Source organism: Actinomadura rugatobispora (assembly GCF_055379765.1).
Window position 1 is genome coordinate 10,883,535 of record NZ_AP029191.1, and the last position, 17,327, is coordinate 10,900,861.

Annotated in this window: 16 protein-coding genes; 10 read left to right on the plus strand and 6 right to left on the minus strand. The window is 74.1% G+C overall.

The features are described from left to right. The first annotated feature begins 52 nt into the window (after positions 1 to 52). The 8 genes from ACZ466_RS48660 to ACZ466_RS48695 all read left to right on the plus strand — a co-directional run bounded on the left by ACZ466_RS48660 (position 53) and on the right by ACZ466_RS48695 (position 7,699). The gene (locus ACZ466_RS48660; RefSeq protein WP_378283228.1) at positions 53 to 1,078 is read left to right on the plus strand and encodes an ABC transporter permease; all 1,026 of its coding nucleotides are present in this window, start codon (positions 53 to 55) and stop codon (positions 1,076 to 1,078) included. 28 nt (positions 1,079 to 1,106) lie between these two features. After that, positions 1,107 to 2,180, plus strand: a complete 1,074-nt coding sequence (locus tag ACZ466_RS48665; RefSeq protein ID WP_378283227.1) for a zinc-dependent alcohol dehydrogenase family protein — start codon at positions 1,107 to 1,109, stop codon at positions 2,178 to 2,180. Continuing rightward, positions 2,177 to 3,136 carry a DUF4380 domain-containing protein gene (locus tag ACZ466_RS48670; protein ID WP_378283226.1) on the plus strand — a complete coding sequence of 320 codons (960 nt, stop codon included), beginning with the start codon at positions 2,177 to 2,179 and terminating at the stop codon, positions 3,134 to 3,136. The genes ACZ466_RS48665 and ACZ466_RS48670 overlap by 4 nt, the downstream gene beginning before the upstream one ends. Beyond that, positions 3,133 to 3,897, plus strand: a complete 765-nt coding sequence (locus ACZ466_RS48675; protein WP_378283225.1) for an SDR family NAD(P)-dependent oxidoreductase — start codon at positions 3,133 to 3,135, stop codon at positions 3,895 to 3,897. Before ACZ466_RS48670 ends, ACZ466_RS48675 begins: the two co-directional genes overlap by 4 nt. A 70-nt stretch (positions 3,898 to 3,967) precedes the next feature. Then, positions 3,968 to 5,113: a galactonate dehydratase gene (dgoD, locus tag ACZ466_RS48680; RefSeq protein WP_378283224.1), complete on the plus strand. Its 1,146-nt coding sequence runs from the start codon at positions 3,968 to 3,970 to the stop codon at positions 5,111 to 5,113. Between the two features lie 65 nt (positions 5,114 to 5,178). Beyond that, a complete protein-coding gene (locus tag ACZ466_RS48685; protein ID WP_378283223.1) occupies positions 5,179 to 5,838 on the plus strand; it encodes a bifunctional 4-hydroxy-2-oxoglutarate aldolase/2-dehydro-3-deoxy-phosphogluconate aldolase in 660 nt (219 codons plus the stop codon). Further along, positions 5,835 to 6,794 carry a sugar kinase gene (locus ACZ466_RS48690; RefSeq protein WP_378283222.1) on the plus strand — a complete coding sequence of 320 codons (960 nt, stop codon included), beginning with the start codon at positions 5,835 to 5,837 and terminating at the stop codon, positions 6,792 to 6,794. Before ACZ466_RS48685 ends, ACZ466_RS48690 begins: the two co-directional genes overlap by 4 nt. Next, positions 6,791 to 7,699: an SMP-30/gluconolactonase/LRE family protein gene (locus ACZ466_RS48695; protein WP_378283221.1), complete on the plus strand. Its 909-nt coding sequence runs from the start codon at positions 6,791 to 6,793 to the stop codon at positions 7,697 to 7,699. The genes ACZ466_RS48690 and ACZ466_RS48695 overlap by 4 nt, the downstream gene beginning before the upstream one ends. A 29-nt stretch (positions 7,700 to 7,728) precedes the next feature. Here the strand turns inward: ACZ466_RS48695 and ACZ466_RS48700 are convergent, their stop codons facing one another. After that, positions 7,729 to 8,235, minus strand: coding sequence for an NUDIX hydrolase (locus ACZ466_RS48700; protein WP_378283220.1), 507 nt, complete (start codon positions 8,233 to 8,235; stop codon positions 7,729 to 7,731). Between the two features lie 127 nt (positions 8,236 to 8,362). Here ACZ466_RS48700 and ACZ466_RS48705 point away from each other — a divergent pair, with 127 nt between their 5' ends. Continuing rightward, entirely contained in the window at positions 8,363 to 9,142 is a 780-nt protein-coding gene (locus ACZ466_RS48705; RefSeq protein ID WP_378283219.1) for a DUF899 domain-containing protein, read from the plus strand. 130 nt (positions 9,143 to 9,272) lie between these two features. Next, entirely contained in the window at positions 9,273 to 11,015 is a 1,743-nt protein-coding gene (locus ACZ466_RS48710) for a pyruvate dehydrogenase (protein WP_378283218.1), read from the plus strand. Positions 11,016 to 11,021: 6 nt separating this feature from the next. On the opposite strand, the gene ACZ466_RS48715 is transcribed toward ACZ466_RS48710, so the two are convergent. The 5 genes from ACZ466_RS48715 to ACZ466_RS48735 all read right to left on the minus strand — a co-directional run bounded on the left by ACZ466_RS48715 (position 11,022) and on the right by ACZ466_RS48735 (position 17,176). Beyond that, complete coding sequence (locus tag ACZ466_RS48715) at positions 11,022 to 12,236, minus strand: cytochrome P450 (protein ID WP_378283217.1); 1,215 nt, start codon at positions 12,234 to 12,236, stop codon at positions 11,022 to 11,024. Positions 12,237 to 12,270: 34 nt separating this feature from the next. Beyond that, positions 12,271 to 13,884 (minus strand): FAD-dependent oxidoreductase, encoded by a 1,614-nt coding sequence (locus ACZ466_RS48720; RefSeq protein WP_378283216.1) that lies wholly within the window; start codon positions 13,882 to 13,884, stop codon positions 12,271 to 12,273. Positions 13,885 to 14,070: 186 nt separating this feature from the next. Next, positions 14,071 to 14,682 carry a TetR/AcrR family transcriptional regulator gene (locus ACZ466_RS48725; protein ID WP_378283215.1) on the minus strand — a complete coding sequence of 204 codons (612 nt, stop codon included), beginning with the start codon at positions 14,680 to 14,682 and terminating at the stop codon, positions 14,071 to 14,073. A 164-nt stretch (positions 14,683 to 14,846) separates the two neighbouring features. Next, positions 14,847 to 15,818 carry a class A beta-lactamase gene (gene bla, locus ACZ466_RS48730; RefSeq protein WP_378283214.1) on the minus strand — a complete coding sequence of 324 codons (972 nt, stop codon included), beginning with the start codon at positions 15,816 to 15,818 and terminating at the stop codon, positions 14,847 to 14,849. Positions 15,819 to 15,967: 149 nt separating this feature from the next. Continuing rightward, positions 15,968 to 17,176 (minus strand): bile acid:sodium symporter family protein, encoded by a 1,209-nt coding sequence (locus tag ACZ466_RS48735; protein ID WP_378283213.1) that lies wholly within the window; start codon positions 17,174 to 17,176, stop codon positions 15,968 to 15,970. Positions 17,177 to 17,327: the final 151 nt, after the last annotated feature.

The following is a 17,327-nucleotide window of genomic DNA, read 5'->3' on the forward strand; positions in this document are numbered from 1 at the left end:
GAGGCCGTCCGCCGCAACCCCCGCATCGCACAACCGAGGAGAACGAGATCACATGACCACCGCACAGACCGGCCGGGCCGCGCCGCCCGGCGCGCCCGCCGGCGGCGCGGCGGCCCGGCTGCTGGCCGGGCGGGCGCACCAGCTGAACGAGATCGGCCTGCTGGCCGCCATCGCGGTGCTGTACATCGCGCTGGGCAGTTCCGCCGAGGGCTTCCTGTCGGTGCACAACCAGCTGGGGATGCTGCGCGACGCCGCCATGATCGGCATCGCCGCGTGGGGCGTCACCCTCGTCATCATCGCCGGTGAGATCGACATCAGCATCGGCCCGGCGGTGGCGTTCTCCTCGGTGCTGGTCGCCAAGGGAAGCACCCAATGGGGCCTGGGGGTGGCGGGGGCGATCGCGCTCACGCTGGTCCTGGGCCTGCTGTGGGGCGGGCTGGCGGGCTGGCTGCGCGCCGCGTTCGACGTGCCGTCGTTCATCACGACGCTGGGGGTGTGGAGCGTCCTGGGCGGGCTGGGCCTCTACCTGACCGACGCCCTGCCGGTGACGCTGCCCGAGAGCGGGGTGTTCGAGGTGCTGGGCGGCGACCTGCTGGGCGTCCCCACCGCCGCGGTCATCATGCTGGCGCTGTTCGCGGTGTTCGCCTACGTGGCGCGGTTCACCGCCTACGGCCGGTCGGTGTACGCGATCGGCGGCAACGCCGGGGCGGCGCGGCTGTCGGGCATCAGCCTCACCCGGGTCCGGGTGCTGCTGTTCGCCACCACCGGGCTGCTGTCGGCGGTGACCGGGATCCTGCTGGCGGCGCGGCTGGGCTCGGGCAGCGGCGGCGCCGCGTCCGGGCTGGAGTTCGACGTGATCGCGGCGGTGGTGATCGGCGGCACCGCGCTGGCCGGCGGCCGCGGCGGGATGCTGGGCACGCTGCTGGGCGTGGTGTTCATCACCGTGATCGGTAACGGGCTGGTGCTGCTCGGCGTGGACTCCTTCCTGCAGAACGTGGTGCGCGGTGTGATCATCGTGGGCGCGGTGCTGATCAACGTGATCGTCGCCCGCCGCGGCCGCGGCACCCCGACCTCCTGAGAAGGCTCTGAGAAAGCTGGCGATCATCATGACTTCGACACCGAGCAGGATGCGGGGCGTCTTCCTGCCCGGCGACTCCACCGCCGAGCTGCGCGAGTACGACGTGCCCCGGCCGGGCCACGGGCAGGTGCTGGTGGAGATCGGCGCGTCCGGGATCTGCGGCAGCGACATCGGCTTCATCTACCGCGGCTACAAGGGCTACCGGGGCGTGGACGGCCCCGCCTACCGCGGCGTGATCGCGGGGCACGAGCCGTCCGGCCGGATCGTGGCGGCCGGGCCGGGCGTGCGCCGGTTCGGCCCCGGCGACCGGGTGATCGTCTACCACATCGTGGGCTGCGGGCTGTGCGACAACTGCCGCCGCGGGCACTACATCAGCTGCGGGTACGGCCGCGAGTCCTACGGGTGGCAGCGCGACGGCGGGCACGCCCCGTACCTGCTGGCCGAGGAGCGGACCTGCGTGCCGCTGCCCGACGAGCTGTCCTACGTCGACGGCGCGCTGATCGCCTGCGGCTTCGGCACCGCCTACGAGGGGCTGCGCCGCGCCGGGGTCAGCGGCGACGCCGACCTGCTGGTCGTCGGGCTCGGCCCGGTCGGGCTGGCGGCCGGGATGATCGGGCGCGGCATGGGCGCCCGCAAGGTCATCGGGGTGGAGACGGCGGAGGCGCGCCGCGCGTGGGCCGCGACGGCCGGGGTGTTCGACGCCGTCCTGCCCGCCGGTGACGACGCCGCGGAGGAAGTCGCCGACCTCACCGGGCGCGGCGGGGCGGCCGTCACCATCGACTGCTCGGGGACCCGGCCCGGCCGGAGCCTGGCGCTGGAGGCGGCGGCCGAGTGGGGCCACGTGTCGCTGGTCGGGGAGGGCGGCGACCTGCACACCGAGGTGTCGGACACGCTGCTGCACAAGCAGCTCACCATCCACGCCTCCTGGGTCACCTCGCTCCCGGCGATGAGCGAGCTGGCGCGGAACCTGGTCGGCTGGGGGCTGCGGCCCGAGAAGGTCGTGAGCGACGCCTTCGGGTTCGAGCGGGCCGGTGAGGCGTACGCGCTGGCGGCGGGCGCGAGCAAGGGCAAGGTCGTCCTGGTGCCCGGCGAGGCGTCATGACAGAGCGCGTCGAGGCCACCACGGACGCCTCCGGCCCGTACGAGGTGGTGTGGCTCGACAACGGGCGGCTGCGGCTCGGGATCGTCCCGCTGCTGGGCGGACGGCTGCTGAGCCTCGTCCACGACGGTACTGAGCTGCTGTGGCGCAATCCCGCGCTGCTGGACGACCGGCTGCACCCGGCCGGCGGGCACCGTCCCGCGCCCGCCTCGGGCCCGATGGCGGCCTGGGCGAACTACGGCGGCGACAAGACCTGGCCGGCGCCGCAGGGATGGTCGTCGGCGCAGGAATGGGCCGGGCCGCCCGACCCCGTCCTGGACTCGGGACCGTACACGGCCGCGGTCCGCGAGGAGCGCGACGGCGCGACGGTGACGCTGGAGAGCGGCCACGACCCGCGCACGGGGTTGCGGCTGCGCCGCGAGATCGGGCTGGGGGCCGGGCGGGCCTCCTACGATCTGCGGCTGACGGCGGTGAACGAGTCGTCCCGGCCGGTGCGCTGGGCCCTGTGGAACATCGCCCAGTACCCCGGCGGCGGGGTCGTCCGGGTGGAGGTCGAGGCGGGAGCGGGCGCGCCGGTCGAGCTGGCCGTCGGCACCGCCGCGCCCGCCTGGACGCGCGTCGGCGCGGGGCAGCGGGCCGGGACGGAGCTCCTGGAGGTCCCGGCGCAGGACGTCGTCGGCAAGCTCGGCTTCCCCGGCGCCACCGGGCGGCTGACCTATGCGCGCGGCCGCCACCGGCTCACCATGGAATGGGATGTGCGCGCGGACGCCGCCTACCCCGACGGCGGGTCGCGCGCGGAGGTGTGGATGGAGCATCCGCTGGAACGTCCGCTGGAGCACCTGGGCGGCCTCAACCCGCCGGACCGGATCGTCGAATGCGAGGCGCTGGGCCCGTGGGAGCGGCTCGAGCCCGGCGCCGCCGCCTCCCTCGGCGTCCGCGTCAGCGTGGAGGCGCCATGACCTCGCAGGAGAGGACACCGGGCCGCCCGGTCGCCGTGGTGACCGGGGCGGCCCGCGGCATCGGCGCGGCGACCGCGCGGCGACTGGCCGCCGACGGGTACGGCGTCGCACTGCTGGACGTGTCCCCGGAGGTCGAGCGGGTCGCCGCCGAACTGACCGCCGGAGGCGCCGCCGCGCTCGGCGTGCTGTGCGACGTGAGCGACCCCGGCGACTGGGAGCGGGCCGTGCGCGCCTGCCGCGACGGCCTCGGCCCGGTCGACGTCCTGGTCTCCAACGCGCTGCGCTACGAGCCCGCGGCGGCGCACGAGCTGTCCCTGGAGTCCTGGCGCGGGCAGCTGGACGTCACCCTCACCGGGGCCTTCCTGGGGGTGCGGGCGACCCTGGACGACCTGCGCGCGAGCGGCCGCGCCGCGATCGTGATCGTGTCGTCGGTGCACGCCGCCTTCGGGCTGCCCGCACGGCCCGCGTACGCGGCGGCCAAGGCCGGGCTGACCGGGCTCACCCGCCAGCTCGCGGTCGAGTACGGGCCAGGGGTCCGGGTCAACGCCGTGCTGCCGGGCCCCGTCCTCACCGCGCAGTGGCAGGGGATCGGCGAGGAGGACCGCACGCGCAGCGCCGCCGAGACCGTCGCGGGGCGCCTGGGCCGCCCCGAGGAGGTCGCCGGCGCGGTCGCGTTCCTGGCCGGGCCGGACGCCTCGTACATCACCGGCGTGTCCCTGTACGTGGACGGCGGCTGGAGCATCACCAAGAGCTCCTCATGACGGGAGCTCGAGAGTTCGCCGTGACGGCGCCGGGAAGGGCCGTGGCGGCACCGAGGGGGAAGAACCGAACGTGAAGATCACCCGGGTGGAGACCTTTCTCGTCCCCCCGCGCTGGCTGTTCTGCCGGATCGACACCGACGAGGGCGTGGCCGGCTGGGGCGAGCCGGTGGTGGAGGGCCGGGCCGCGACCACCCGCGCCGCAGTCGAGGAGCTGTCGGACCTTCTGATCGGCGCCGATCCGCGGCGCGTCGAGGACCTGTGGCAGACGATGACCAAGGCGGCCTTCTACCGGGGCGGGCCCGTGCTGTCGAGCGCGGTCGCCGGGCTGGACCAGGCGCTGTGGGACATCCTCGGCAAGTCCCTGGGCGTCCCGGTGCACCAGCTGCTCGGCGGCGCGGTCCGCGACCGGGTCCGGGTGTACGGCTGGGTCGGCGGGGATGAGCCGTCGCGGGTCGGCGAGGCGGCCGCGGCGCAGGTCGAGGCCGGGCTGACCGCGGTGAAGATCAACGCCTCGGGCCGGGTGGCGCCGCTGCCGGCGGCGCGGGAGATCGACGCGATCGTCGGGCGGGTCGAGGCGGTGCGCGCCGCGATCGGCGACGGCAACGACGTGGCCGTCGACTTCCACGGCCGGGTGAGCGTCCCGGCGGCGCGGCGGCTGGTGCCGCTGCTGGAGCCCTTCCGGCCGCTGTTCGTGGAGGAGCCGGTGCTGCCCGAGCACACCCACCGGCTGGGCGAGGTGGTGGCCGCGACGACCACCCCGATCGCGTGCGGCGAGCGGCTGTTCTCGCGCGCGGAGTTCCTGCCCGCGCTCCAGGCCGGGGTGGGGGTCGTCCAGCCCGACCTGTCGCACGCCGGGGGGATCTCCGAGGTGCGGCGCATCGCCTCGCTGGCCGAGGTGTACGGGGCGCTGCTGGCCCCGCACTGCCCGCTGGGGCCGCTGTCGCTGGCGGCGAGCCTGCAGGTGGCGTTCGCGACGCCGAACTTCCTCATCCAGGAGCAGAGCATCGGCATCCACTACAACACCGGGGCCGAACTGCTGGACTACATGGCCGACCGGTCGCCGTTCGCTTTCGTGGACGGCGCGATCGAGCGCTGGGAGGCGCCCGGCCTGGGCATCGAGATCGACGAGGCCGCCGTCCGCCGGGCCGACCGGGTCGGGCACCGGTGGCGGCCGCCGGTGTGGCGGCATCCCGACGGGGGGCACGCGGAGTGGTGAGCCCAGAGATGGGCCCGGAGATGGGCCCAGAGACGGGCCCAGAGGTGAGGGGAGCGACCGGCACGATGATCACTCGGAGCGGGATGCTGGAGGCGCTGCGGCGGCACCGGCTGGTGGCCGTGGTCCGCGGCTCGGACCGGGCGGCGTCGGTGCGGACGGCGCTGGTGCTGGCCGAGGAGGGGGTGCCGCTGATCGAGGTGTCGCTGAGCGGCCGCGACGCCCTGGGCGCCATCGAGGACATCGCCCGCGCCGTCGGCGGCTCCGTCGCGCTCGGCGCGGGCACCGCGCTGACCGGCGACGACGTGCGGCGGGCCCGGGACGCGGGCGCCCGCTACATCGTGACGCCCTCGCTGGGCGCGGGCGTCGACGAGGCGCTGCGGCTGGACCTGCCGGTGCTGGCCGGGGCGCTGACACCCACGGAGGTGGCCGCCGCGGTCGCGGCCGGGGTGACGGCGGTGAAGCTGTTCCCGGCGAGCGCGAACGGGCCCGGCTACCTGCGCGCGCTGCGCGATCCGTTCCCTGACGTGCCGTTCGTCCCGGTGGGCGGGGTCGGTGAGGAGGAGGCCGCGGCGTTCCTGGCCCGCGGCGCGCTGGCGGTGGGCGTCGGCTCGCCGCTGTGCGGCGACGCCCCCTCCGGCGGCGACCTGGAGGCGCTGCGCCGCCGTGCCCGCGCGTTCGTCGCGGTGGCGGGGGCGGCCGCGCCGGTCCCGGGGGGCTCCTCGTGACGCGGGTGGACGTGCTGACCGCCGGGGAGACCATGATGGCGCTGCGGGCCACCGGGCTGATCCGGCTGGGCTCGGGCTTCACCGCCGGCGTCGCCGGCGCGGAGAGCAACGTGGCCATCGGCCTGAGCCGCCTCGGCCACTCGGCGGCGTGGCTGGGCCGGGTCGGCGCGGACGAGCCGGGCCGCCTGGTCGTGCGGACGCTGCGCGCCGAGGGCGTCGACGTCTCCGCGGTGCGCCGCGACGACGCCGCCCCCACCGGAATGATCATGTTCGAGCAGCGGCTGCCGGACGTGACCCGCGTGCAGTACGTCCGCGCCGGCTCGGCCGGGTCGCGGCTGTGCGCCGACGATGTCGCGGCGGTGCCGTACACGCCGGCGATCGTGCATCTCACCGGGATCACCCCGGCGCTGGGCGCGTCCTGCCGGGAGGCCGTGCGGGCCCTGTGCGCCCTGGCCCGGGAGCGCGGCGCGCGGATCAGCCTGGACGTCAACCACCGGTCCCGGCTGTGGACGCGGGAGGAGGCGGCGCGGGCGCTGGCGCCGATCGCCGCGCAGGCCGACCACGTCATCGCCTCCCCCGACGAGCTGGAGCTCCTGCACCCCGGCGGGGCCGCCGAGCCGATCGCGGCCGAGCCGGTCGCGGCGCGGCTCCTGGACGGGGGCGCCACTGAGGTCGTCGTCAAGGACGGCGGCGCGGGGGCGCGCTCGTTCACTGCGGACGGGGTCCGCGCCGTCCCCGCCCACAGCGTGCAGGCGGTGGACTCCATCGGGGCCGGGGACGGGTTCGTCGCCGGCTACCTCTCCGGTCTCCTGGACGGCCTGGACGCGGAGGGGCGGCTGCGGCGCGCCCACGCCGTCGGCGCGTTCGCCGTGTCGAGCCGCGGCGACTGGGAGGGCCTGCCCTACCGGGACGAACTCGACATGATCGGTCTCCCGGAAGGCGCGGCGCTGCGATGAGCGGCCTGGTCGGATCCTGGTCGGCGGTGGAGGGCGCCGGGCCGTGGGAGCTGGGGGAGGGGCTGCGCGCGGTGCCCGGCGGGCTGGTCGCCGTCGACCTGCTGGCCGGGCGCCTGTACCGGCTCGATCCCACCGTGCTCGCGGCCCGCGTCCCTTTCCCGCTCGGCGCCGTCGCCCCGGTCACGGCACCCGGCGGCCCGCACGGCTGGATCGCCGCCGCCGGCACGGGGATCGCGCTCCTGCCCGCGGACGGCTCGGCGGACGGGGTGCGCTGGCTCGCGCGCCCAGAGGACGGCGCGGCCACGGCGATGCGGATGAACGACGGCGCGGCCGACCCGGCGGGGCGGTTCTGGGCGGGCTCGATGGCCTACGACGGCACGCGCGGAGCCGGATCCCTCTACCGCGTGGACCGGGACGGGGCGGTCACCGCGGCGATGGGCGGGCTGACCGTCCCCAACGGTCCAGCCTTCAGCGCCGACGGCCGGACGATGTACCTGGCCGACAGCGCGCTCGGGCTGATCTACCGCGTCCCGGTCGATCCCGCCTCGGGCGAGGCGGGCGGGCGCGAGGTCTTCGCGCGCGTGCCGGACGGCTCCCCGGACGGGATGACCGTCGACGCCGAGGGGTGCCTGTGGTCGGCGGTCTGGGGCGCGGCGGCCGTCCACCGCTACGCGCCGTCCGGTGAGCTGCTCGCGGTCGTCGCGGTGCCCGCCGAGCAGCCCACCAGCGTGTGCCTGACGCCGTCGCCGCCGTACCGGATCGTGGTGACCACGGCGCTGTACGGCCTGGGCGATCGTCCCGAGGGCGCCGCCGACGGCCGCGTCCTGGCGGCTCCGGCCGCCGTCGGCGGCCGCCCGGCCGATCCTTTCCGCCCCGTCTCGCCCGCGGGTACGCGGACGCTCTGAACGACCGGCCCGCCCGAGACCGGTTCGGCTCAGCCGATGCCGGCCTCCAGGAGCGCGCGGCGGACCAGCGGCGCGAACGGGTGGGCGCCGAGCTTGAGTTCGGTCGCGAGGTCCGCCGCCGCGACGATCCGGCGGTGCCTGATCTCGAACCGGGGCGTCCACGGGCCCACCTCGACCTCGGCGCGCCAGATGGAGCGCACCAGCACCAGCCCCTTCTCCGGCCCGGCGACGCACTCGCCGCGGCTGTAGCCCAGCAGGCGTGCGCTCACGACCTCCGCGCACGCCTCCTCGCGCACCTCCCGGTACAGGGTGTCCTGCCAGGTCTCCCCGTCCTCGGGCCGTCCGGCGGGGAACGACCAGCGCTCGCCGTCATGGCTGACCAGGACCGCCTCCCCGGTGCCGGTCAGGCACACGCCCTCGGCGCCGTGCGGGCGTCCCTCCGGAGGGCGGGACGGGGGATGCCAGGCGACCAGCAGGTCCTGGCCTCCGGCGCGGACCGCGAACGGGCGGTGGTCGGCGGCGACATCGCTCTCCATCGGCCCAGCGTCCCACGCGGCGCCCGCCCGAGATCAACGGCCCGAGATCGGACCGCCCGGGATCGAACCGCCCGGCGGCGGGCATGTCCTCGGACGGGGGCGACGGGACGAGACGAGGGGGGACGACATGTCCGAGGATCCGCGGGTCGCCACGCGCGAGCAGTGGCTAGCGGCGCGGCGGGAGCTGCTGGAGGAGGAGAAGGCGCTGACCCGTCAGCGCGACCGGGTCAACGCGGCCCGGCGCGCCCTGCCGATGGTCGAGGTCACCAAGGACTACGTGTTCGAGGGCCCGGACGGGCCGGCGAGGCTGCCGGACCTGTTCGACGGGCGCGGCCAGCTGCTGATCTACCACTTCATGTTCGAGCCCGACGCGGACGAGGGCTGCCCGAGCTGCTCGTTCGTGACCGACAACGTCGGCCATCTCGGCCACCTGAACGCCCGCGACACCTCGTTCGCGCTGGTGTCCCGGGCGCCGCTGGACAGGCTCGAGCGCTACCGGCGGCGGATGGGGTGGACCTTCCCGTGGTACTCCTCGCACGGGAGCGACTTCAACTACGACTACCACGTGACCCTCGACGAGTCGGTCGCACCGGTCGAGTACAACTACAAGGATCAGGCCGAGCTGGTGCGGGACGACCCCGCCTGGCGGGGATGGTCGGGTGAGCAGCCCGGCGTGAGCGCGTTCCTGCGGGAGGGCGACCGCGTCTTCCACACCTACTCCGGATACGCGCGCGGCCTCGACCTGCTCCTGGGCACCTACAACTGGCTCGACCTCACCGCCCGCGGGCGGCAGGAGGACTGGGAGCCCGCTCCCCGCCGCGGGGACGACCCCTTCATGAGCTGGCTGCGCCGCCACGACGAGTATCCCCGCGGTCAAACGCCGTCCCAGAACTCCTTCGAGGGCTGACAAAGGACCGGGCCCCCGTGTCGTCGGCGTCCGGTGCCGGGGCAGGACCCTGCGCAGTGAGGGCGGAGCGCCCCGGCCACGGCCGGCGGCGCGTACCGGGGCCGTCCGCCGTTCGACGGAGGTTCGGGGCATGGCCAAGCAGACGGTCGCGGAGCAGTTCGTCGACCTGCTGGTGCACGCGGGCGTCCAGCGCCTGTACGGCGTCGTCGGGGACAGCCTCAACCCCGTCACCGACGCCGTGCGGCGCAACCCCTCGATCGAGTGGGTGCAGGTGCGGCACGAGGAGACCGGCGCGTTCGCCGCCGGTGCCGAGGCGCAGCTGACCGGGCGCCTGGCCGCGTGCGCCGGGAGCTGCGGACCGGGCCACCTGCACCTGATCAACGGGCTCTACGACGCGCACCGGAGCATGGCGCCGGTCCTGGCGCTGGCCGCGCACATCCCCAGCGCCGAGATCGGCACCGCCTACTTCCAGGAGACGCACCCGGACCGGCTGTTCACCGAGTGCAGCCACTACTCGGAGCTGATCTCCGATCCGGCGCAGATGCCGCGGATCCTGCGGACGGCCGTCCAGCACGCGATCGGCCGCTCGGGCGTCGCCGTCGTCGCCATGTCGGGGGACGTCGCCGGGCGGGCCGCGCCCGGGCAGGACGCCCCCCTGGCGATGGTGACCCGGCGGCCCGCCGTGCGGCCCGGGGAGGCCGAGATCGCCGAACTGGCCCGGCTGGTCGACGAGGCGGGCGCGATCACGCTGTTCTGCGGCAGCGGCACCGCCGGGGCCCACGACGAGGTCATGGCGTTCGCCGGCCGCGTCAAGGCGCCCGTCGGGCACGCGCTGCGCGGGAAGGAGTGGATCCAGTACGACAACCCCTTCGACGTCGGCATGTCGGGGCTGCTGGGCTACGGCGCCGCCTACGAGGCGATGCACGAGGCGGACCTGCTCATCCTGCTGGGGACCGACTTCCCCTACACCGCGTTCCTGCCCGACGGCGTCCGCGTCGTCCAGGTGGACATCCGCCCCGAGCATCTGGGCCGCCGCTCCAGGCTGGACCTGGCGGTCTGGGGCGATGTCCGCGAGACGCTGCGCGCAGTCACGGCCGAGGTGCGGGAGAAGACCGACCGCCGGTTCCTGGACCGGATGCTCGCCAAGCACGCCGAGCTGCTGGAGAACGACGTCGCCGCCTACACCCGCGACGTCGAGCACCACCGGCCCGTCCATCCCGAGTACGTCGCCTCGATCCTGGACGAGGAGGCCGCCGACGACGCGATCTTCACGGTGGACACCGGCATGTGCAACGTCTGGGCGGCCCGGTACCTGTCCCCGAACGGCCGGCGCCGGGTGATCGGGTCGTTCAACCACGGTTCGATGGCCAACGCCATGCCCCAGGCGATCGGCGCGCAGATGCTGGACCGGTCGCGGCAGGTGGTGGCGCTGTCGGGCGACGGCGGGTTCTCGATGCTGATGGGGGACTTCCTCACGCTGGTCCAGCACGGCCTGCCGGTCAAGGTGGTGCTGTTCGACAACTCCTCGCTGGGCATGGTCGACCTGGAGATGATGGTCGCGGGCTTCCCGCCGTACGGCACGGCCTACCCCCGCACCGACTACGCGGCGATCGCCCGCGCGGCGGGCGGGCACGGCGTGCGCGTCGAGGACCCGGCCGACGTCCGGGACGCCCTGCGCGAGACGCTGGCCCACGACGGCCCGGCGCTGGTCGACGTCGTCACCGATCCCAACGCGCTGTCGATCCCGCCGCACGTCACCGGCCGGCAGCTGGCCGGTTTCGCCACGACCACCAGCAAGCTCGTCCTCAACGGCGGCGTCGGGCGGATGATCCAGCTCGCCCGCGCCAACCTCCGCAACATCCCGCGCCCCTGAAAAGGGCTACGGGATGACGTCGTCGTACTCGATGTCGAGGTGGCGCGGGCCTCGCAGCGTCGAGCTGGGGCGGTAGGGCGGCGGGTCGGTGACCAGGCGCGGGTTCACCAGCCGGCGGGCGAGTTCGCGGAGCGCGATCTGGGCCTCGAGGCGGGCCAGCGGGGCGCCGAAGCAGTGGTGGACGCCGCCGCCGAACCCGAGGTGCTGGATGTAGGGGCGGTCGGGATCGAAGCGGTCGGGATCGTGCACGTGCGCGGGGTCGCGGCTGCCCGAGGCCAGGGCGAGGACGATGGAGGCGCCCTTGGGGATGGTGACGCCCGCGATGGCGATGTCGTCGAGGGCGACGCGCTGCGGCAGGAAGTGGACCGGCGGTTCGCAGCGCAGCAGCTCCTCGACGGTGTGGACGACCAGGTCGGGTTCCCGGCGGAGCCGTTCGAGCAGCGGCGGGTCGCGCAGGAGGGTGAGCATCCCGTTGGCGATGAGGTTGACGGTGGTCTCGTGCCCGGCGATCAGCAGCAGCGCCGAGGTCGTGATCACCTCGGTCCCGGACATGGGGCCGTCGGGGCCCTGGTCGGTGACCAGTCCGGACAGGACGTCGTCGCCGGGGTCGCGGCGGTGGGCCTCGGCGAGTTCGCCCAGGTACCGGCCCAGTTCCAGGACGGCGGCCTGGCGCCGCCGGGCCCGCTCGTCCCTGTCGCCCTCACCGGGGCCGATGGTCTCGACGATCTCCTCGGCCCACCGGTGGAAGCGGGGCTCGTCCTCGCGGGGCACGCCGAGCAGGCGGCAGATGACCGTGACGGGGAACGGGTAGGCGATGTCGTCGACGAGGTCGGCCCGCGCGCGGCCGGCGACGCCGTCGATGAGGCCGGTGATGATCTCGAGCAGTTCCGCGCGCATGGCGTCGACCTTGCCGGGCGAGTGCGGCGGCCCGAAGTGCCGCATCGTCAGGCGGCGGAGCCGGTCGTGCTCGGGCGGGTCGAGGCCGATGAAGGCCGAGGGCAGCGCGTCCTGGTCCGCGTGGGCCGGTTCGGCCAGGTTGCGGCGGTCGGAGCTGACCCGCGGGTCGTGCAGCAGCGCGACGATCTCGCGGTAGGTGCTGACGACGTAGCTGCCGTCCTCCTGCCGCGCGACGGGCGTGTCGCGGAGCTCGGTGTAGAGCCGGTAGGGGTCGGCCCGGTTGGAGAACTGGTGAATCCGCTCGTAGACGCCGGCCGGTTCCACGTCGGTGCCTCCCCGTGTCGCTGGTTCCTCGTCCCTATGACTCGCGGACGGCCGAGACGCGGCGCTCGGCCGGGTCGTGGCCGGTCACCACGACGGTCGCGCCCTCGGCGGGGACGATCCGCGGCGGGACCTCGGCCGGGACGGGACGCTCCCCGTCCGGCCGGTCGACCATGCGGAAATCGGGCGGGAACGGTGCGGCCTGCTCGATCAGCCGCTGGTAGAAGTCCAGCCACATGGCCTGGTCGAAGGTGACGGCGGCGGTGATCCTGCCGCGGTGGCCGTAGACGGCGACGAAGCGGCGGTCGGGCACCGAGCCCTGCGCGATGACGACCTCCTCGCTGAAGGTCGGCACCCCCACCGACTTGATGTTGGTGCCGAACTGGTTGGACCAGAAGACCGGCAGCGACAGGTGCGGCCAGCGGTGGGCCTGGTCGCTGAGCATGTTGTGGGCGGCGATCTCGGCCTGGGCGACGGCGTTGCCCCAGTGCTCCAGCGCCATGAACTGGTAGTGGTACACCGGGTGCGGGAAGCGCGCGACGTCGCCGGCGGCGAACACGTCGTCGGTGACCAGGCCGTTGACGTCCAGGGCCCGGCAGCCGGCGTCGGTGGCCACCCCCCACACGCCGGCGGCCAGCCCGGAGTCGCGCAGCCATTCGACGTTGCGGACGGCGCCGAGCGCGACCACGGCGACGTCGGCCTCCACCGTGCCGCCGTCGGACAGGCGTGCGCCGCGCAGCCGCCCGCCGGCGTCGCCTTCCAGGGCGCCGACCCTGACTCCGCAGCGCAGGTCGACGCCGGCGGCGCGCTGCATGTCCGCCGCGACCTCGCCGATGACCCGGCCCAGGGCGCCGGCCAGGGGAGCGGGGCCCGCCTCGACGAGGGTCACCGGGAGGCCGAGGCCGCGGCACACCGACGCCACCTCCGACCCGGTGAATCCGCCGCCGATGACCAGGACGCGGCCGACGCCGGCCGACAGCCGCCGCCGCAGCCGTTCCGCCTCCTCCAGGGTGCGCACGACGTGCACCCCGTCCAGCGCGGCCTCCCGCTCGTTCGGCCAGGGCCTGGCCCGCGCCCCGGTGGCGATCAGCACCTTGTCGAAGCCGACCGTGCGGCCGTCGGCGAGGAGGACCTGCTTGGCGGCCAGGTCGAGCCCGGTCGCAGGGGTCCCCGGCAGCCACTCGACGTCGATCCTGCGGAGGTAGGGGAGCAGGGTGCGCTGGGCGGGCACCCGGCCGGTCAGCACCTGCTTGGACAGCGGCGGCCGGTCGTAGGGCTGGTGCGGCTCGTCCCCGATGAGGGTCAGCCGGCCCCGGAAGCCGTCCCTGCGCAGGACTCCCGCGGCGCGGCCGCCGGCGAGGGAGGCGCCGACGATGACGATGCGCCCGCTGCGCTTGAACTCCTCGTCGCCGCCGGTCGGCGAGGGGGCCAGTTCGGGGCGCACGGTCCGGTGCTGGGTGACCAGGCGGTCGACGTGCAGCGCCTGGACGGGGCAGGCCGCGGCCGCCCGCAGGACGCGTTCGTGCTGCTCGTCGCCGGGGTCGGTGTCGTACATGAGCGCTTCCTGGCCGTGCAGGGTGAACACCTCCGGTGCCAGGAAGGCGCACTGCCCGTACCCCTGACAGCGCGTGAGGTCGACGACAACTCTCACAGCACACCCCCGTTGAGCCGGGCCGACGAGACGGCGTGCTCGTCCCCGTACCCGGGCACTCCGTGCCCGAAATCAGACGAAACATAATCACTTGGGCAGTTCGGGATCAGGCGGGAGTCATTCGCCGGCGGGAACCTTACTTTGTCAAGGCCGTCGGCCGGGGCGCCGGATCAGAACCGATTCCCGTTACGCGGAGCGCAGTTTCTCCATGAGTTCGATCATGTGGGAGCGGAACAGGGCGCGGTCCCGGGGATCGTCCGGATCCAGGAGCGAGCCGTCGGGGCGCGGGGCGCCGCCGGCCGTGAACCCCAGCAGGCACCACGCGAAAACGACACCGATCAGCTCGTATTCCGGGCTTTCGACGACGTCGGGGCCGAGAATGGCCAGGACCTTCTGGTGAATGGGGTACTGGTAGCGCTCTTCGAGATCGGTCATGTCGGCCGCGTCCATCATCCGGCGCTGCCGCCACATGGCCACCAGGTCCTGGCGTGCCAGATAGAAGTCCATGAGGTGCTCGAGCACGATCGCCATCCGGTCGTCACCGGGTCTGAACCCCTGGCCGATCTCCTCCAGCATGAGGCACTGCTCCCGGCAGTGCTCCTCGAGCGCCTGCCGGTACAGCCCGCTCCGCCCGCCCGCCGCCACGACCTGCTCCCGGGGGACGCCCGCGGCGTCGGCGATCATTTCCGTGGCCGTCCCGTCATAGCCGAGCACCGCGAACAGCCGGGTCGCCGCGTCGCGGAGACGAGCCGATTCCGCGGTGTCCGGTGCGGGGTCCCCGGACCTCTCTGTGCTCATGCTCCACGATAGCCAGCGGCGTTTCGCCCGCCCGGCCAAAGAATCGCCAGTTCTCTTCAAAGACGGAGCCCTTGCGGCTCCTGGATTCCACGCGTGGACGCCCGGCGGCGCGCCGCTTCCGGGGCGGCGCGCCGCGGCGATGGGCGGGGTGGGGGAGGTGCGGGTCAGAGGCGGCCGAGGGCCCGGGCCAGTGCCGTGGCGGTGGAGGCGATGACCTTCTCGTCGGGCGGGACCCCGTTGGCGTTCCGGTTGGTGAAGACCGCGATGACGAGGGGCGCGGAGGATCCCGGGGGCCAGGCGATCGCGATGTCGTTGGCGGTCCCGTGGTTGGCGGCGCCGCCGGTGCCGGTCTTGTTGCCGATCGTCCAGTCCTCGGGAAGGCCGGCCCGGATGCGCTCGGCGCCGGTGACGGAGGCGCGGAGCCAGCCGACGAGCCGCTCCCGGTCGCGGGCGTGGAGGGCGTCGCCCACGGTGATCCGGGACAGGGCGCCCGCGGCCGCCGCGGGGCTGGTGGTGTCGCGCGCCTCGCCGGGCCTCCACCCGGTCAGATCGGGCTCGTAGCGGTCGAGCCGGCCCACCGGGTCGCCCAGGGAGCGGAAGTACCCGGTCAGCCCGGCGGGCCCGCCGATCTGCTTCAGCAGCTGGTTGCCCGCCAGGCCGTCGCTCTTGGTGACGGCCGCGCGGCAGAGCTGGGCGGGGGTCATGCCGGTGTCGGTGTACTCCTTGGTCTCCGGCGAGTTCTCCAGCACCTCGCCGGGTTTCCAGTGCTGCACGCGGTCCAGGAGGCCCGGGTCGGTGTCGCGTGCCTTGCGGAGGACCGCGGCGCACGCGTACGCCTTGAACATGGAGTTGAAGGGGAAGCGCTCGCCGGCCCGGTAGCCGACGGCCTTGCCCGTCGCGGTGTCGATCGCCGCCGCGCCGATGCGGCCCGCGTACGAGACCTCCAGCGCTCGCAGCCTGCGCTGGAGGCCGGGGTCGGCGGTGATCCGGGAGGGGAGGGCGCCGGTCCGGGCGACGGGCTTGGCGGCGCCCGTCTGCGCGGCGGGGGGATTCGCCGCGCAGGCCGGGGCCAGCAGCGCGGACGCCGCCATCAGGGCGACCGCCGATCGGGGCCGCGGCCGGAAAGGGATTCTCACCCGGAAGAGCAGAGCAGAGAACGGCCGCGCATGTCCAATACCGCTATGAATCACTGATCGATATGAAAAGCCATATCAGGCGCGCTGCGAACGCCTTCAAAAGCGACCTTACTATGTTAAGGCGGGTGGCGGGCGCATTCTGAGCTTCGTCATCGCACCGCCGGTTCGGCGGCCTCCTCCCGGCGTTCGAGCGCCTCGTTCTCCTTCTGGAACTTCCGCACGAAGATGGTGACGGCGAGGATGTTCTGGGTCTTGCCGTACACGATCGCGGGCACGATGGCCAGCGGGTTGAAGTACGTGGCGGCCAGCGCGGGGGCGATCGCGGCGTTCTCCACGCCGACCTCGAAGCACGAGGCGATGCGCTGCTCCCGGTTGAAGCCCAGGTACTTCGGGACGTGGTAGCCGAGCATCAGCCCGGCGAGGCCCTGGACCACGCAGGCGATCAGGACGTAGGGCAGGACGTTGAGGTTGTCCAGGATCGCTGGCGCGCCCTTGGAGATCGTCCCCATGAGCACGCAGGTCAGCGACAGCACCGCCAGCGGGCCCAGGACGGGCTTGATCCTGGCGATGAGCCCGGGGAACAGCGCGCCCACGATGCTCGCGGCCACGACCGGCGCCAGCACGAACCGCACGAGGTCCAGGAACATGCCGACGGCGTCCACGCTCGCCGTGCCGCCCACGAAGAACCTGATGAGCAGGGGCTGCAGGAACGGCGCGATGAGCACGTTGAGCGTGGTGGCCGACACCGAGAGCGCGAGGTCGCCCTTGCTGAGCAGGGTCAGGCTGTTGGACGCCGCGCCGGTCGGGGAGGTGGACAACAGCATCATCCCGATGGCGAGGCTGCCGGCGAGTTCGGGCTCGAGGAACGGCCGGAACGCCAGGAACGCGACGCAGTAGCCGGTCAGCGGCATGATGAGCCAGCGGATCAGCACGGCGAGCGAGACCACCCGGGCGTCCTTGACGACCGCCTTCCAGTCGTCGGGCGCGATCTGCACGCCCATGACGACGAGCGTGATCATCAGGACCGTGGTGAAGTCCGTGCCCAGGAACGATGTGCCGATCGTGGGGTGGTAGACGAACCCGAAGGTCATGCCCAGCAGGAGCAGGGTGGCCGAGGCGGCCGTGACGAACTGGCAGATCCGCCGCCAGGCCGGGTGGCCGGCCGGGAAGTCCTTCTCCTGCACGAAGGCGCGGTAGCCGAGGAGCAGGCCGGCCGTCCAGAGGGCGAGGGTGGCGAGCAGTACCGCGGGCTGCTCGGAGAGCGGCATGCCCACCCATCCCGAGGAGATCAACGGGATCAGCGCCCCGAGGATCAGCGCGAGCTGCGAGCCGATCTTCAGGGTCGAGCGTGTCGTCATGGCCACTGGCCTTTCTCGTGTGCGAGGCAGTGCCTGGCGGGGGGCGGGAGGGCGCTTTTCGATTATCGAAACTCACCGCGAAAATCGAATTACATGATGCACTCGTATCGCCGCATGTCAAGAGGCTGACCGGCGCGGGCCGAGTCGGATT

What these genes read in the sequence shown, in the direction of transcription:
- ACZ466_RS48725 (WP_378283215.1), bottom strand. Translation starts at nt 14,682, where the DNA reads ATGAGCACAGAGAGGTCCGGGGACCCCGCACCGGACACCGCGGAATCG.
- ACZ466_RS48705 (WP_378283219.1), top strand. Translation starts at nt 8,363, where the DNA reads ATGTCCGAGGATCCGCGGGTCGCCACGCGCGAGCAGTGGCTAGCGGCG.
- ACZ466_RS48670 (WP_378283226.1), top strand. Translation starts at nt 2,177, where the DNA reads ATGACAGAGCGCGTCGAGGCCACCACGGACGCCTCCGGCCCGTACGAG.
- ACZ466_RS48675 (WP_378283225.1), top strand. Translation starts at nt 3,133, where the DNA reads ATGACCTCGCAGGAGAGGACACCGGGCCGCCCGGTCGCCGTGGTGACC.
- ACZ466_RS48665 (WP_378283227.1), top strand. Translation starts at nt 1,107, where the DNA reads ATGACTTCGACACCGAGCAGGATGCGGGGCGTCTTCCTGCCCGGCGAC.
- ACZ466_RS48700 (WP_378283220.1), bottom strand. Translation starts at nt 8,235, where the DNA reads ATGGAGAGCGATGTCGCCGCCGACCACCGCCCGTTCGCGGTCCGCGCC.
- ACZ466_RS48735 (WP_378283213.1), bottom strand. Translation starts at nt 17,176, where the DNA reads ATGACGACACGCTCGACCCTGAAGATCGGCTCGCAGCTCGCGCTGATC.
- ACZ466_RS48660 (WP_378283228.1), top strand. Translation starts at nt 53, where the DNA reads ATGACCACCGCACAGACCGGCCGGGCCGCGCCGCCCGGCGCGCCCGCC.
- ACZ466_RS48685 (WP_378283223.1), top strand. Translation starts at nt 5,179, where the DNA reads ATGATCACTCGGAGCGGGATGCTGGAGGCGCTGCGGCGGCACCGGCTG.
- ACZ466_RS48710 (WP_378283218.1), top strand. Translation starts at nt 9,273, where the DNA reads ATGGCCAAGCAGACGGTCGCGGAGCAGTTCGTCGACCTGCTGGTGCAC.
- ACZ466_RS48695 (WP_378283221.1), top strand. Translation starts at nt 6,791, where the DNA reads ATGAGCGGCCTGGTCGGATCCTGGTCGGCGGTGGAGGGCGCCGGGCCG.